Annotated in this window: 12 protein-coding genes; 5 read left to right on the plus strand and 7 right to left on the minus strand. The window is 52.2% G+C overall.

The genetic code is table 11. The features are described 5' to 3' along the window. Positions 1 to 3: 3 nt before the first annotated feature. Together DXU84_RS16330 and manX are read right to left on the minus strand one after the other, a co-directional pair. Entirely contained in the window at positions 4 to 801 is a 798-nt protein-coding gene (locus DXU84_RS16330; protein ID WP_013576191.1) for a PTS mannose/fructose/sorbose transporter subunit IIC, read from the minus strand. 90 nt (positions 802 to 891) lie between these two features. Then, entirely contained in the window at positions 892 to 1854 is a 963-nt protein-coding gene (manX, locus tag DXU84_RS16335; protein ID WP_112152149.1) for a PTS mannose transporter subunit IIAB, read from the minus strand. Positions 1855 to 2445: 591 nt separating this feature from the next. Here manX and DXU84_RS16340 point away from each other — a divergent pair. After that, on the plus strand, positions 2446 to 4005 hold the full coding sequence (locus tag DXU84_RS16340) for a TerC family protein (RefSeq protein ID WP_013576189.1): 1560 nt from the start codon (positions 2446 to 2448) through the stop codon (positions 4003 to 4005). A 76-nt stretch (positions 4006 to 4081) separates the two neighbouring features. Here DXU84_RS16340 and DXU84_RS16345 read toward each other — a convergent pair whose 3' ends face one another. The 4 genes from DXU84_RS16345 to pabB all read right to left on the minus strand — a co-directional run bounded on the left by DXU84_RS16345 (position 4082) and on the right by pabB (position 9677). Further along, complete coding sequence (locus DXU84_RS16345) at positions 4082 to 5674, minus strand: EAL domain-containing protein (protein ID WP_013576188.1); 1593 nt, start codon at positions 5672 to 5674, stop codon at positions 4082 to 4084. Between the two features lie 455 nt (positions 5675 to 6129). Beyond that, the gene (locus DXU84_RS16350; protein ID WP_013576187.1) at positions 6130 to 7494 is read right to left on the minus strand and encodes an L-serine ammonia-lyase; all 1365 of its coding nucleotides are present in this window, start codon (positions 7492 to 7494) and stop codon (positions 6130 to 6132) included. A 207-nt stretch (positions 7495 to 7701) separates the two neighbouring features. Next, entirely contained in the window at positions 7702 to 8304 is a 603-nt protein-coding gene (locus DXU84_RS16355; RefSeq protein WP_013576186.1) for a CoA pyrophosphatase, read from the minus strand. Beyond that, positions 8301 to 9677: an aminodeoxychorismate synthase component 1 gene (pabB, locus tag DXU84_RS16360; RefSeq protein ID WP_153376234.1), complete on the minus strand. Its 1377-nt coding sequence runs from the start codon at positions 9675 to 9677 to the stop codon at positions 8301 to 8303. The genes DXU84_RS16355 and pabB overlap by 4 nt, the downstream gene beginning before the upstream one ends. Positions 9678 to 9838: 161 nt before the next feature. Between pabB and DXU84_RS16365 the strand changes: the two genes are divergently transcribed. Continuing rightward, complete coding sequence (locus tag DXU84_RS16365; RefSeq protein WP_013576184.1) at positions 9839 to 10021, plus strand: YoaH family protein; 183 nt, start codon at positions 9839 to 9841, stop codon at positions 10019 to 10021. A gap of 90 nt (positions 10022 to 10111) precedes the next feature. Here DXU84_RS16365 and purT read toward each other — a convergent pair whose 3' ends face one another. Next, positions 10112 to 11290 (minus strand): formate-dependent phosphoribosylglycinamide formyltransferase, encoded by a 1179-nt coding sequence (gene purT / locus DXU84_RS16370; RefSeq protein WP_119261803.1) that lies wholly within the window; start codon positions 11288 to 11290, stop codon positions 10112 to 10114. A gap of 250 nt (positions 11291 to 11540) precedes the next feature. On the opposite strand from purT, the gene dbpA reads away from it, so the two are divergent. The 3 genes from dbpA to DXU84_RS16385 all read left to right on the plus strand — a co-directional run bounded on the left by dbpA (position 11541) and on the right by DXU84_RS16385 (position 15621). Next, positions 11541 to 12923: an ATP-dependent RNA helicase DbpA gene (dbpA, locus tag DXU84_RS16375; RefSeq protein WP_013576182.1), complete on the plus strand. Its 1383-nt coding sequence runs from the start codon at positions 11541 to 11543 to the stop codon at positions 12921 to 12923. 161 nt (positions 12924 to 13084) lie between these two features. Further along, entirely contained in the window at positions 13085 to 13450 is a 366-nt protein-coding gene (yebF, locus tag DXU84_RS16380) for a protein YebF (RefSeq protein WP_013576181.1), read from the plus strand. A gap of 131 nt (positions 13451 to 13581) precedes the next feature. Beyond that, entirely contained in the window at positions 13582 to 15621 is a 2040-nt protein-coding gene (locus DXU84_RS16385) for a S9 family peptidase (RefSeq protein ID WP_153376236.1), read from the plus strand. The last annotated feature ends 269 nt before the right edge of the window (positions 15622 to 15890 follow it).

Below are 15890 nucleotides of genomic sequence, written 5' to 3' on the forward strand. Positions count from 1 at the left end.
CCCTTAATCCAATTCGTTGTCGAGATCGTTAACACCCGGTGCAGCCGCCGCTTGCGCAGACTTGTTGTATTTCGGGCTCAACTGGATGTAAAGAACAGCCATCACCACACCAATCACACCCAGTGCAACCAGGTTGAAGTTGGTGAATGCAGCAGTAACGAAACCGAGGTAGAAGAACGGCATCAGGTAGCCAGCACGCATCATGTTGATGACCATGGCGTAACCCACGACGACGATCATACCACCAGCGATGTTCAGACCGTTGGTAACCACTTCAGGGATTGAAGCCAGTAAGTCATGAACAATAGCAGTACCCACAGACACAGCAACAATCACAGCAGGGATGGCAATACGCATTGCCTGCAGGATCAACGCTGAAACGTGGATCCAGCTAATCGCGCTCAGATTCCCTTTTTCAGCCGCTTTATCCGCTGCGTGCTGGAAGGCGACGGTGATGGTACGAACGATGATGGTTAATACCTGACCTGCTGCTGCCAGCGGGATCGCCAGTGCGATACCGGCACCGACAGACTGACCGCCTGCGATAACCAGAATGGTAGAAATGATAGAGGCGAGGGCAGCATCTGGCGCAACAGCAGCACCGATGTTCATCCAGCCAAGCGCGATCATTTCCAGAGTACCCCCGATGATGATCCCGGTTTTTACATCACCAAGAACAAAACCGATCAAAGTACAGGCGACTAACGGACGGTGAAACTGAAATTCATCCAGGATCGAACCCATCCCGGCAATACATGCGACAATAAATATCAGCACAATTTGTAGTGTGGTGATCTCCATTGCACTTCTCCTATGACCAAAGGACGCTGAGTATAAACAGGCACACCAGACAGATAACGTTGAGGGAATCTGCCAACAACGGCGCGCTTATTAATTCATTTTATTAATGAGATCCATCATCTTGAGGCGTGAGTCAGTAGAGACTTTACGCACTTCAAGTTCGATACCTTTTTCATTCAGTTTCCTGAATGCTTCGATATCTTTTTCATCGACAGACACGGCGTTATTCACCTGAGTTTTACCCTGGCGGAAAGCCATACCACCAATGTTTACGGAGGTGATTTTCACGCCACCCTCAACCAGACGCAGAACATCTGTCGGGTTAGTGAACAGGAACATGACGCGATCGCCCGCGTATTTTGGGTTATCCCAGACACGAATGGCTTTCGCAACGTCAACAACGTGTGCGGTAACACCAGGAGGAGCAACCTGAGTCAGCAACGTTTTACGCACGGTATCGGCAGCCACTTCGTCGCTGACAACAATAATGCGTGTCACGTTGGTTTCTTTGGTCCAGCGGGTCGCGACCTGGCCATGGATCAAACGGTCATCGATTCGGGCAAGGCCGATCTTCATATGGTCGTTCGGACCGGCAGGTTTCGCCGGGGCGGCTGCTTTTGGCGCAGGGGCGGCGGCAGGGGCTTGAGCGGCAGGTTCAGGGGTTTTCAGCGCTTTTACGCCGATACGACCCGTCTCCACTGCAATGGCAACCAGTTCTGCGAAAGCAGGATTGTCATCACGTGCCATGAAAGTCTCTGCCAGCATCGGGATGTTAACACCGGTGACAACTTCGTAATTTTCCTTATCGACAACAATACGGCTGGCGGCATTGAACGGGCTGCCACCCCAGGTGTCGACCAGGAAAAGGACGCCGCTGCTGGTGTCTAAACCACCCAACTTAGCCGTGTACTTTTCGATCAGGGTTTCGGCGTTTTCGCCGGGAACGAAATCAATAAAGGCGACATTATCCTGTTCACCTAAAATCATTTCCGCTGTTTTCAGCAATTGCTCAGCTGCTGACCCGTGCGTGCCGATGATAATAGCAATACTCACTCGCTACCTCCTCTGTTAACTCTGGGAAAGAGTTATGCACATAAGTAATGGTGCTGATGATATCCGCCCGTTTTTATTCCTGAGGCGGACGGGGCATTCCGTGCGTCCTGACTGTCCTTAATTTCTGATAAGACTGCAAAACTATAAATGGCAGAACCTCAACGGGTTGTGCGACGTGATTTATTTTAGTGTGCGAAAAAATAATTTTTGTGACGACTGTCCGTTATTGAACGACGTATTGTGAATACGGTTTCACATCGCACATTAAAACAGCATAGATGTTACAAACTGATGCTGAAGGTAAAAGATCACTCTTTCTTCAAATAATCATTCCTGATAAAGTGATTTTCCGAATAATTGAACAGGAGTACCGGGCCTCAGCCCTCCCTATGGACTGTCACCGACGTCACTATTCTTCGCTTTTTCACCTCATTCTTACCGGCAAATCTGCCCCGATGGGCCTGATTTCAGCCGCACTGAAACCGCTTTCATCTGCTATTTCTGCAGCCAATACTTCCGGACGGTCATCTGACAGCCTGGGGTGTGGTGTTTTTGTGCGTCTTTTTTCTTTAACTCATTGCGGAGTCTGACATGGAATTTTTGATGGACCCTTCAATTTGGGTCGGTTTGCTGACGCTTGTCGTGCTTGAAATTGTTCTGGGTATCGACAACCTTGTTTTTATTGCCATTCTTGCCGATAAACTGCCACCGAAGCAGCGTGATAAAGCCCGTATCATCGGCCTCTCGCTGGCGCTGATCATGCGTTTAGGTTTGCTGTCACTGATTTCGTGGATGGTGAAACTGACCACGCCGCTGTTCAGTATTGCGCAGTTCAGTTTCTCCGGCCGTGATCTGATTTTGTTAGTCGGGGGGATATTCCTGCTATTCAAAGCCACCACAGAGCTGCATGAGCGGCTGGAAGGGCATGACGAGCATGGAACAACGAATCGCGGCTATGCCAGCTTCTGGGCTGTGGTGGCGCAGATTGTTGTGCTGGACGCGGTCTTCTCGCTGGATGCGGTGATAACCGCCGTCGGTATGGTGAATAACCTGGCCGTCATGATGACTGCAGTGATTATTGCCATGGGCGTGATGCTGCTGGCATCGAAATCGCTGACCCGTTTCGTAAACAATCATCCAACCGTCGTGGTGCTATGCCTCAGCTTCCTGCTAATGATTGGTCTGAGTCTGATTGCTGAAGGCTTCGGGTTCCACATTCCGAAAGGTTACCTGTACGCCGCGATTGGTTTCTCTATCCTGATTGAATTGTTCAATCAGATTGCGCGCCGCAACTTCCTGAAAAGCCAGTCCAGCCGTCCGATGCGTGAACGTACAGCGGAGGCTATTCAGCGACTGATGGGCGGGAAACGCCAGAATGAGCATGAAGATGAGCCCGCTGGCGATGTATTGCCAGCCGGTGAAACCTTTGCGGAAGAAGAACGTCACATGATCACCGGCGTGCTGACGCTGGCGTCACGCTCCCTGCGCAGCATCATGACGCCACGCACCGAGATTTCCTGGGTAGACTGTGAAAAGTCACCGGATGAAATCCGCAGTCAGCTTCTCGATACGCCGCACAGCCTGTTCCCGATTTGCCGTTATTCACTGGATGATGTTATCGGTGTGGTGCGTGCCAAAGATCTGCTGGTGGCGCTGGAAAACGGTGAAAGCATTGTCGCGTTCGCGGAAAAAACGCCGCCGATTGTGGTGCCGGAAACCATGGACGTCATCAACTTGTTGGCCGTTCTGCGTAAAGCCAAAGGTCGTCTGGTGATGGTCAGCAATGAGTTTGGTGTGATTCAGGGGCTGGTGACGCCGCTGGATGTGCTGGAGGCCATCGCAGGTGAATTCCCGGACGAAGATGAAACGCCGGACGTCGTGACTGACGGTGATAGCTGGATTGCTAAAGGCGGAACCGATTTGCATCTGTTGCAGCAAATTCTGGACGTCAAAACGCTGGTGAATGCTGACGACGATTTTGCTTCTCTTGCCGGGCTGCTGCTGTCGAAATCAGGACAAATGCCGGTCGTGGGTGAAGTGATCGAAATGGCGTCGCTGCACTTTGAAATTCTTGACGTGTCGGAATACCGTATCGAACGCGTGCGTATTACGCGGCTGAAATCAGAAGACAAATGGGATGAAGACCAGTAACGGGGCTTTATTTCGGGATGTAAAACGGCGACTCAGGTCGCCGTTTTTTATGGTCGGGGAAAACGGGTTCTCACCTTCAGACCGGATCTGTATTATCCTGCAATTCCATGTTCTGCGTAGTTTTTTTATAACGTTCCAGCCAGATTGGGAATACTTCTATAGGCATCGGGCGGGCAAAGTAGTAGCCCTGCAATGAATCGACCCTGCGTTCGCGCAGATAATCTACCTGCTCACGGGTTTCCACCCCTTCAGCAATCAGCTTTAGATTGAGACGCTGCGCCAGTGTGATGATGGTATCCGTGACGGTGGCGTTAATCGCATCGGTGCCAATTGAGGCCGTAAACGCCTGATCGATTTTCAGCACATCGGGATTAAGGGTTTTGAGATAGCTCAGGGAACTGTGACCCGTCCCGAAATCATCAATGGCCAGCAGAATACCCATTTCTTTCAACTGTGAAATCTCAGCAGCACGTAACTCCTGTAACCGCGTCCGTTCCGTCAGCTCCAGCATGAGAGAAACTGACGGCTGCGCCGGAAGCCACAGCTTTCGGATGTCATCAACAATTTCCATATTATTAAAGTGTTGTGCTGCAACATTAATACTGACGTAAAAACCCGGCGTTGCCGGAAATACGGACAGATTTTCAGCGACTGTCTGAATGAGATAGCGTGTCAGCGCAATGATTAAGCCGTGCTGTTCAGCCAGAGGAATAAACACATCGGGCGAAACCCATTCCTGCCGGCGGTTTTTCCAGCGCATCAGTGTTTCCACGCCAATACAACGGCCATCCGTACTGTTAATAATGGGCTGACAATAAACTTTAAACTCGCGGTGGGAAATGCCGTGGCTGATCGGATAAGCCAGACTGATGCGACTGCCAGAGAACAGATATATGGCTGTTGCTGTCAGCAGGCTGATCAGAACCGACAGCGGCAGATGTGAAAACAGCTCCTCCCAGGCCAGTGTGCTGGCTTCTTCACCATAAATAGAGACCGCAAAATCATATTTTTCCGATCGGGCGCTCAGCAAAGGGGCGCGCGGCAGGGCACTGGTGTTGATGATTGAATTTTTGCCGTATTCGAGATTTTGTTGTCCGACGTTGAGAACGATGTGGCTGGCATAAGGCGGCTGGGGTTCGAGCAGGAAATTCGACAAGATCCCGATGTTATAGACAAACAGTTCACCGTTAAGATTATCCGGTGTGGTCGGATGCCATAAAACCAGCGTCGGTGTATTGACACGGCTCCATTTCGAGGCGCGCAACTCAAGTTGGGTTTTACCCTGTGCGAAGGAAGGCAAGGTTTGATTGAAATTCAGATCCAGCGTGCCTACCAGGCTTGAACAAACAATGGTGCCGTTGCTGACGAGACTGATTGAACGTAATGTTTGCATGCGGGCGACGGTTTGTTGCAACAGAGGTTGCTGTGCCTTACAGGCGAGTGTCTGGTCGAAAGGAATAATTTTGCCGGCCGGAGAAGCGGGTTCAAGCAATTTTTCCAGTTTTTCAACGGTGTGAACAGCCACACGTTTTTGATCTTCGGCGATAACCTGGGCTTGTTCGTAGATACGAATGCCCAGCGTCAGAAGCAGCGTACATATCCCCATTGCACTGGCGAGGGCAATGCGATAGTAGCGATACTTCGCGAGTCCGGTCTGGGAGAACAGCATCGTTCTAATCCTTTTATCCCGAGTTAAAGGCAGGCTCAAAATTATTATTTTAAAGGGTTACCGATGCGTAACAGCCATTTCGTTTTTATAGAGAGTAGCTGTAAATCGTCGGGCGCTCAGTTTGAGTAGCGGTAAACTCCCTATATTTCTCTGTTCAAATCGAAAAAAAACATACAGGTGACAGTGTCACTGAGGTTTTTCCTGTCCATTTCCGACATTTACGCAGACGTAATAAGGGGGACCCGGACAGGGGAAATCAGGCGGAAATCAGCATGCCGCACCTGCAGGGTATAATGCAAGTCTCACTACCATTATGTATTGATAATACAACAGGTTGTTGTTAGCGAAGGTTTTATTGCTGCCGGCTACCGGCCAGGTGGTATTTCCTGCGGTAAATTGGTTGAAATTAATACAACCTGAAAATACCGCAGGAAGAGGTCATCTTTTCGACCGGATCAGTCGCACTGAACCTTAATCGCCAGACCGCCACGCGAGGTTTCCCGATATTTGGAATTCATATCTTTACCGGTTTCGTACATTGTCTCAATGACTTTATCCAATGAAACTCTCGGCTCACTGGTGCGGCGTAATGCCATACGGGCGGCATTAATGGCTTTCACTGACGCGATGGCATTACGTTCGATGCATGGTACCTGAACCTGTCCGGCAACAGGGTCACAGGTTAATCCCAGATTGTGTTCCATGCCAATTTCGGCCGCAACGCACACCTGTTCCGGGCTGCCGCCAAGCAATTCCGTCAAGCCTGCCGCCGCCATTGAACAGGCTACGCCAACTTCACCCTGACAGCCCACTTCAGCGCCTGAAATCGACGCATTCATTTTATACAGAATACCGATAGCACCGGAACTCAGGAAATAACGCAGATAAATGTCCGGGCTGACCGACTGAATGAACTGGTCATAATACGCCAGCACCGCAGGCACAATGCCGCATGCGCCGTTGGTGGGCGCCGTCACGACACGTCCGCCCGCCGCATTTTCTTCGTTAACCGCGAGGGCAAACATATTCACCCAGTCGATCACGTTCATCGGGTCACTGGAAAGTTTGTCGTTTGACACCAGCATCCGGCGCAGGGCAGAAGCACGACGCGGCACCCGCAACGGGCCAGGCAGAACGCCTTCGGTATTCAGGCCGCGATCGATACAGGCCTGCATGGTGTGCCAGATTTTCTCGAAATACTGCTCGATGTCCTGCTTACTGTGCTGCGCCAGCTCGTTTTTCATCACCAGGCCGGATAATGACAGCCCGGTTTCCTTACATTTTGCCAGCATTTCACTGGCCGAATTAAAGCTGTACGGCACCGCCACTTCATCCAGCACAGGCTGACCGAAATGCTCGTCATCAACGATAAAGCCGCCGCCGACCGAGTAATAGGTTTTGCTGTAAATCATCTTGTCGCCAGCAAAAGCGTGAATTTGCATGGCGTTTTCGTGACGCGGTAAATTCTCCCCGCGGAACACCATACCGGTATCACGTGGGAAATCGACTTCATGCTGGGTTCCGCCCAGCGGCAGACGCTCACGTTGCTCAACGTCGCGGATAAAATGTGGAATGCCGTCGATGTCGACGGTATCTGGCTGATTGCCCGCCAGACCTAAAATAATGGCGATATCTGTGTGGTGGCCTTTACCTGTCAGAGACAAAGAACCAAAAACGTCCACGGCGACACGCGTAACGGCAGGCATCATGCCCTTTTCCAGCAGGTCATCAGCGAACTGTTTGCCTGCTTTCATCGGGCCCAAAGTATGGGAACTGGAAGGGCCAATCCCGACCTTGAACATGTCGAAAACGCTAATCACGTCGAATACTCCTGTAATAGATTGCGGCAGGGAACGGGATCCCTGGCTTCCATAAATGAACCAACACCAGAGACAGCCCTTATGGACGGGTCTCTTGTTCTTATGGATAGACTTATAGTTTAAAAGGGCTGAGAGGCAAAAGTTTCATTTTTCGCATGAAATAAACTTATTTGATGCAAAAGTGTGATCGTAATGTAATCACTGAGCTCAGACTTCAACCTGCCGGGCCAACTGACGGATGATTCCCGCCGTCAGCCCCCAGACAAATTGTTGCTGATACCAGGACAGATAAACCCGGTGATGAGTGCCTCTGCGGTGAATATCCAGGGGGTGATAACGTGCGAGATCAAAGGCTTCCCGCAGCGGCATTTCAAACAACTCGGCGACTTCATCTTCCGCGGGATGCAGTGGTACATCAACAGGCAGCAGCCCGATAACCGGCGTGACCTGAAAACCGCTGCTGCTGTCCTGCGGCGACAGTGTGCCTAATATATGAACCTGTTCAGGGGGGATCGCGACCTCTTCATGCGCTTCGCGTAATGCGGTGGCAATAATCGAGGCATCGGAAGCATCTGCTGCACCACCGGGAAAGGCGACCTGGCCGGCGTGTTTACGCAACTGATCGGAGCGGCGCGTCAGTAAAAGGGTCGGTTCCGGACGACAAATAATCGGGATCAACACAGCGGCGTGGCGGGTTCCGCGCAACGCCGCAGCAGGCAGGCGCGGCTGCTGCAATTGAAAACGCAGGATGAAATCTTCCACAGCAGGTGAAAACGTCTGTAAGGGCGCGTGTTGTTCCAGCAGCGTCACGGCTGTATTTCTCCTAATTCAGGCAGAATACGGGCAATCTTATCAAAAGTTTCCTGATATTCCGCCTGTTCCTGACTGTCAGCGACGATCCCGCCACCCGCCCAGCAGTAAATTTTGCCCTGTGCGGTGAGCAATGTGCGGATGGTGATATTGCTGTCCATCGTGCCGCAGCAACTCAGATATGCAATGCTGCCGCAATAGCCGTTGCGCCGGTGCGGTTCAAGTTCTTCGATAATTTCCATGGCACGCACTTTGGGCGCACCGGTAATGGAGCCGCCGGGGAAACAGGCACGCAGTAAGGCGCTGGCGTGACAGGTTTCGGGTAACCGGGCGGTGATCGTGCTGACCAGATGATGGACGGCGGGGAAGGGCTCCACAACGAACAGCTCCGGCACCCGCACACTGCCGGGTGTCGCCACGCGGCCGATATCGTTACGCAGCAAATCGACAATCATCAGGTTTTCGGCGCGATCCTTTTCCGATGCCGCCAGTCGTTCTGCCTGCTGCATATCCTCAGTCGGATCTTCGCAGCGCGGCAGCGTTCCCTTAATCGGACGGGTCTGGATCTCAGCGTCTTTCAGCCAGATGAAACGCTCGGGTGAAAGACAGACAACGGCATTTTCCGGCAGACGCAGAAACGCGGAGAAAGGGGCGCGGTTAGCCTGATTGAGGCGCAGGAAAGCCTGCCATTCATCGCCGCTGTATTCCGTCGAAAACCGCTGCGCCAGATTGATCTGATAGCAATCACCACTGTGAATATATTCCTGAATCTTACGGAATTTCTCACCGTATTCTTCGCGGCTCATATTTGCCCGCCACGGCGCATGTAAACAGAAAGGCGCAGGAGAAGGAACAGGTTGGTACTGGGCCAGCCAGCGTAAACGTTCAGAAATGTCACCATGGCAAATCAGCGTCAGGCGCTGTAAATGGTGATCGGCAATCAGCGCCCAGTCATAAATCCCTGCCGCCATATCCGGCAGGTCAATATCCCGTTCTGCAGTTTCAGGCAATGTTTCTATCCTGCGCCCCAGGTCATAACCGAACAAACCCAGTGCGCCGCCCAGAAAAGGAAAATCCGCTGAACTTTCTGCCCGTAAACCGGCCACTGCCATTTGCTCTTCCAGTAAAGCAAACGGATCTTCTGCCCGGGTTTCGGCCATGCCGTTGTGCTCAATCTGCGTTAGCTTGCCACGTGTGGTCAGCGTGATCAGCGGATCGGCCACCAGAATATCGAAACGATTATGCTGGTGCTGTGCCGAACCTGAATGCAGTAACATCGCCCACGGCAAAGCAGAAAGCGGCGCGAACCGTTCAGTTATTGCATCGGGCTGATAAGGTAATGAATGGAAAACAACGGGTTGGGCGAATGGCATGACGGGTATGAGTTTCTCTGGCGCAGTGACTATTTTTCAGGATCCTAACACAGATCGGGCTGCCTGAAAGCAGCGCAGGCGATTTGCGTGAATAAGGCGTATACTGTGCAACCCCGCACTGCGCGGGCTTTTTATTATCACCCGTACAACAGGACACTCCCATGCTGACAGGTATGCCTTCATTATCACATCACGAACAAGAACAGGCCGCCGATCGTATCCGCCAGTTAATGGAAAACGGCATGAGCAGCGGCGAAGCCATTGCGACCGTTGCAGAAGAAATCCGCGAAACGCATAAAGGCGACCGTGTGACCGTCATTTTTGATGACGAAGACGACGAATAAAACGTTGCTCCGCAGTTTCCCTTTGCTGCAAAGAAAAACCGGACTCTTTTCAGGCGTCCGGTTTTTTTTCATCTCAGCGTCAGGAATGGATTAGCCTTTAACCACCACTGCCGCCGCTGCCTGTTTAGCCTGTTCCACGGCGTCTTCAACGTTGTCCGCCGTCGCCAGCGCTACGCCAAGACGGCGCTTACCACTGATTTCCGGCTTACCGAACAGACGGATCTGGTTGTAACCGGTCAGTGCGTTTTCCAGGCCGGTAAACGTCACGTTGTTGCTGGTCAGTTCCGGCAGGATTACGGCAGAAGCGGAAGGGCCGAACAGGCGGATATTGCCCACCGGCAGACCGAGGAATGCGCGCACATGCAGGGCGAACTCTGATAAATCCTGAGAAATCAGCGTTACCATCCCGGTGTCGTGCGGGCGAGGTGACACTTCGCTGAAGATTACTTCATCACCACAAACAAACAGTTCAACGCCAAACAGGCCTTTACCGCCCAACGCTTTCACCACTTTCTCTGCGATGTCTTTGGCGCGCTGCAATGCAAGGTCTGTCATCTGCTGTGGCTGCCAGGATTCGCGGTAATCACCGTCTTCCTGACGGTGTCCGATTGGCGCACAGAAATGAATACCATCAACGCCGCTGATCGTCAGCAGGGTGATTTCAAAATCAAACTTCACCAGACCTTCAACGATGACACGTCCGCCGCCAGCACGGCCACCTTGCTGGGCATAATCCCATGCCGCCTGTAACTGATCGGCACTGCGGATCAGGCTCTGACCTTTACCGGAAGAGCTCATCACCGGTTTGATAATGCACGGATAGCCGATGGCGTCGATCGCCTCACGGACAGCCGCTTCATCATCGGCAAACTGATAAGTGGAAGTAGGCAGCTTCAGCGTTTCGGCAGCCAGACGACGGATGCCTTCGCGGTTCATGGTCAGGCGTGTCGCTTCAGCACAAGGCACGACGTTGTGACCCTGTTTTTCCAGCTCGACCAGCATGCTGGTGGCAATCGCTTCGATTTCCGGCACGATAAAATCAGGGTGTTCGCTTTCGATAACCTGTTTCAGTGCATCGCCATCCAGCATGTTAATGACATGGCTGCGATGGGCGACCTGCATCGCGGGTGCATCGGCATAGCGATCAACGGCGATCACTTCCAGACCCAGTCGCTGGCATTCAATCGCCACTTCTTTGCCCAGTTCGCCGGAGCCTAATAACATGACGCGGGTGGCGCCAGTGCGCAGTGCAGTACCAATGGTTAACATAGCTTCGTACCCAGATCTGTGTGAAGGAAAATAGGAATTTCGGCGCGCAGTATATCTGAAATTATTGTCGACGAAAACGATTGCGCAGTGCTGTTGATAAATTTAAGCGGGAATAAAAGCAGGATTTTTTCAGCCTGTTTTCTGCCGTTTAAGGCAGTCTGCGGGCGTCTCTGTTATCATTTACTCAAACCATGGCGTCAGGCTTCCTGCCGCTGTCCCGATTTTTGCCTCACATAAAGAGTTATCGCCCTTGAGCACGCATTCCTTTTCTGCCCTGACATTACCCGTTGAGCAACTTTCTAACCTGAATGAACTGGGTTACACCGAAATGACCCCGATTCAGGAAGCGTCGTTGCCTGCCATCCTGCTGGGTCAGGACGTCCGCGCCAAAGCCAAAACCGGCAGCGGTAAAACAGCCGCTTTCGGTATCGGTTTACTGAACAGCATTACCGTTTCACAGTTCGTCGCTCAGGCGCTGGTATTGTGTCCGACCCGCGAACTGGCCGATCAGGTCAGCAAAGAATTACGCCGTCTGGCGCGTTTTACCCAAAACATCAAAATTCTGACCCTGTGCGGTGGCCAGGCAATCGGACCACAGCTTGAATCGCTGGTCCATCCGCCGCACATTGTGGTGGGTACGCCGGGCCGTATTCAGGAGCATTTGCGTAAAGGCACGCTGAAACTGGACGAACTGAAAGTACTGGTGCTGGATGAAGCGGACCGCATGCTGGATATGGGCTTTAGCGAAGATATCGAAGATGTTGTCAGTTATACGCCGCAGGATCGCCAGACGCTGCTGTTCTCCGCGACGTATCCGGACGGCATTGAGCGCATCAGTTCTAAATTTCAGCGTCAGCCGCTGAAGGTAGAAATCGAAGGCGAAGATGACATTGCTGATATCAGGCAGATTTTCATCGAAGCCGACAAACATCAGCGCTTATCGCTGCTGGCCGCGGTGCTGTATCAGTATCAGCCGACTTCCTGTGTGGTGTTCTGTAACACCAAACGTGACTGTCAGGATGTTTGTGATGACCTGAAGGCGAAAGGCATCAGTGCGCTGGCGCTGAACGGCGACCTCGAGCAGCGTGACCGCGACCGCGTACTGGTGCGTTTCTCCAACGGCAGTTGCCGCGTACTGGTGGCGACAGATGTTGCGGCACGCGGGCTGGACATCAAACAGCTCGGCCTGGTCATTAATTACGAGCTGTCTTTCGACCCGGAAGTTCACGTTCACCGCGTGGGCCGTACCGGTCGTGCGGGCACCAGTGGCCTGGCCGTCAGCCTCGTGACACCGCAGGAAATGCCGCGTGTAACGGCGCTGGAAGATTACACCCGCCAGCGGTTTACCTGGCAGCCCGCAGCGCAGGCACTGGCCGCCGCCCCGGTGGCGCTTGATCCTGAAATGGCAACGTTATGCATCGATGGCGGCCGTAAAGCCAAAATCCGTCCCGGCGATATTCTGGGCGCGCTGACCGGTGACGCCGGGCTGACCGCAGCTGAAGTCGGTAAAATCGATATGTTCCCGGTTCACGCTTATGTGGCGATTCGTCAGAAGAGCGCTAAGAAAGCGCTGCAACGTTTGCAGGAAGGGAAAATTAAAGGCAAGAATTGCAAAGCCATTATCTTGCGTTAACCGGGTTTATTATCGCTTTGCATTGGTCGTCTTATTGTTAATGTTGTGTTATTGCCTTGTTGAGGATTATATTATCTAACGCAAGCGATGACCTTGCCTTATGTAGGGATATTGTCCGGCAAGGTCAACTGAATGAACGACAAAGACTGGGAAGACGAACGATGAAAAAGATAATCTTGGGCGTTGTGATGGCCGTTGCAGGAATGAGCGGTCTGAGCCAGGTTGCACAGGCCGATGAGCCTGAAGTGAGAACGGCAACGGTAACACCCTGTTCCACGGCCACAAAAGATGAAGTGGCGGCACTGGTTAAACGTGATTTCCTGCAAAACCGTATTCCGCGCTGGGATGCAGATAAAAAAGTGCTCGGCACCTCCACGCCGGTGGCCTGGGTGGTGACTGACAGCATCAGCGGCAATAACGCCAGATGGAATATCCCGCTAAAAGTGCGCGGTGATCATACTGATAAAACCTATCAGGTGACCCTCAACTGCCAGATCGGCGAAATCAGCTACAGCACGCCGGTATAGCCGTTCTGCACTTCCGGTTGCGTCCGTTATTTCTTAGCGGACGCATTATTTCCCTGCATTGACGTCTCTTGGTTTCCCTGCCTAAACCTGTCACTCTTGTCACACCGCAAAGAGGACAAAGAGATCCCGAGATGATGACACCTCCAAAGGCTGAAAAACGCCCGCAAACCCTGAGCGTACACGGCGATGACCGCGTCGATAACTATTACTGGCTGCGTGATGATGACCGCGCCGATCCTCAGGTTCTGGCGTATCTGACCGCTGAAAACCAATATACCGAACAGGCCATGCAACCGCATCAGGCGCTGCGTGAAACCCTGTATGGCGAAATGGTTGCGCGTATTGCGCAACAGGATCATTCCGTTCCCTACGTGAAACATGGCTACCGTTATCAGACCCGTTATGAACCGGGCAACGAATACGCCATTTATCTGCGTCAGCCCGCAGCGGAACATGAAAACTGGAGCACGCTGATTGATGGCAATGAACGTGCCAGAGACAGCGAATTTTACACGCTGGGCGGTCTGGATATCAGCCCTGATAACAAACTGATGGCCGTGGCGGAAGACTTTCTTTCGCGCCGTCAGTACGACATCCGCATCAAAAAACTTGATGACGAAACCTGGACTGACGATCTGCTGAAAAACACCTCCGGCAGCAGCGAATGGGCGAACGATTCTCAGACACTGTATTACGTGCGCAAACACAAGAAAACGTTGCTGCCGTATCAGGTTTATCGCCACGTGGTCGGCACTGATCCTAAGACCGACACGCTGGTGTATGAAGAGAAAGACGACACGTTTTACGTCGGGCTGGATAAAACCACGTCTGAAAAATACATTCTGATCCACCTCGACAGCACCACGACTTCCGAGATCCTGCTGCTGGATGCCGATGATCCGCAGGCAAAACCGCAGGTGTTTCTCTCACGCCGTAAAGATCATGAATACGCTCTCGATCATTACCTCGGGCATTTCTACATCCGCTCCAATAAAGATGGCAAAAACTTCGGACTTTATAAGAGTGAAGATGGCGTGGAAGCAAACTGGCAGACCCTGATTGCGCCGCGTATTGAAGTGATGCTTGAAGGCTTCAGCCTGTTCCGTGACTGGCTGGTGGTGGAAGAACGTCATCAGGGGCTGACGCAATTGCGTCAGATCCACTGGAAAACCGGCGAGGAAAAATCGCTGGCGTTTGACGATCCGACCTATACCACCTGGCTGGCGTACAACCCGGAGCCGGACACCTCATTGCTGCGTTATGGTTATTCTTCCATGACCATGCCGAGCTCGCTGTTTGAACTCGATCTGGATACGCATGACCGTACGCTGCTCAAGCAGCAGGAAGTGAAAGACTTTGATGCGGCAAATTATCGCAGCGAACGTGTCTGGGTTACGGCACGTGACGGCGTGAAAGTCCCGGTGTCACTGGTGTATCGCCGCGAACTGTTTAAGCCGAATGAAAATCCGTTACTGGTTTACGGTTACGGTTCCTATGGCAGCAGTATGGATCCGGCGTTCAGTGGCAGCCGTCTGAGTTTACTCGACAGAGGATTTGTTTTCGTACTGGCGCACATCCGCGGTGGCGCTGAGCTGGGCCAGCAATGGTATGACGATGGCAAACTGTTCAACAAACTCAACACTTTCCATGACTTCATTGATGTGACCAAAGAACTGGTTGCTGAAGGCTACGGTGACGCCGGGCAGGTTTACGCCATGGGCGGCAGTGCAGGCGGTTTGCTGATGGGCGCAATTATTAATCAGGCGCCAGAATTGTATCGCGGCATTGTGGCACAGGTGCCGTTCGTTGACGTGCTGACCACCATGCTTGATGAATCCATTCCACTGACCACCGGTGAATATGACGAGTGGGGCAACCCGAACGACAAAGCGTATTATGACTATATGCTGCAATACAGCCCATATGATCAGGTTCGCGCGCAGGCATATCCGCATATGCTGGTCACCACCGGACTGCATGATTCGCAGGTGCAATACTGGGAGCCGGCAAAATGGGTGGCAAAATTACGCGAGCTTAAAACCGATGATAACCAGTTGCTGATGCATACCGATATGGATTCCGGGCACGGCGGTAAATCCGGACGCTTCAAAGCCTACGAAGATATCGCGCTGGAATATGCCTTTGTGCTGGCGCTGGCAGCGAAGCACTAAATATCACACCTTTCCCCTAAATAATTCGGGTTGCAGCCAATGCCACTGCAGCGCGAAGTAGGACGGGGAGAATAAAAAAAACCCGCTCTCGGCGGGTTTATTCTACGAAGTCCATTGTCAGGCAGAAGCTTTCTTGGCTTTTTTCTCAGCCTTTTTTTCGGCCGGAGTTTTCAGTGGTTTTTTCTTCGCATTCTTTTTGCTATCCATTCCTTTACTCATATTTGCCTCTCTTAAAGCTGGTGGATTGGGTTGCTCTGCTATTTACTGCT

Origin of the sequence: Rahnella sp. RcJ3, from assembly GCF_009498575.1 — a bacterium.
GTDB lineage: Bacteria > Pseudomonadota > Gammaproteobacteria > Enterobacterales > Enterobacteriaceae > Rahnella > Rahnella aceris.

Bases quoted from the DNA above. Each gene is read 5' to 3' on its own strand.
- DXU84_RS16385 (WP_153376236.1), top strand. From the start codon at position 13,582: ATGATGACACCTCCAAAGGCTGAAAAACGCCCGCAAACCCTGAGCGTA.
- DXU84_RS16330 (WP_013576191.1), bottom strand. From the start codon at position 801: ATGGAGATCACCACACTACAAATTGTGCTGATATTTATTGTCGCATGT.
- DXU84_RS16365 (WP_013576184.1), top strand. From the start codon at position 9,839: ATGCTGACAGGTATGCCTTCATTATCACATCACGAACAAGAACAGGCC.
- yebF (WP_013576181.1), top strand. From the start codon at position 13,085: ATGAAAAAGATAATCTTGGGCGTTGTGATGGCCGTTGCAGGAATGAGC.
- pabB (WP_153376234.1), bottom strand. From the start codon at position 9,677: ATGCCATTCGCCCAACCCGTTGTTTTCCATTCATTACCTTATCAGCCC.
- DXU84_RS16345 (WP_013576188.1), bottom strand. From the start codon at position 5,674: ATGCTGTTCTCCCAGACCGGACTCGCGAAGTATCGCTACTATCGCATT.
- DXU84_RS16340 (WP_013576189.1), top strand. From the start codon at position 2,446: ATGGAATTTTTGATGGACCCTTCAATTTGGGTCGGTTTGCTGACGCTT.
- purT (WP_119261803.1), bottom strand. From the start codon at position 11,290: ATGTTAACCATTGGTACTGCACTGCGCACTGGCGCCACCCGCGTCATG.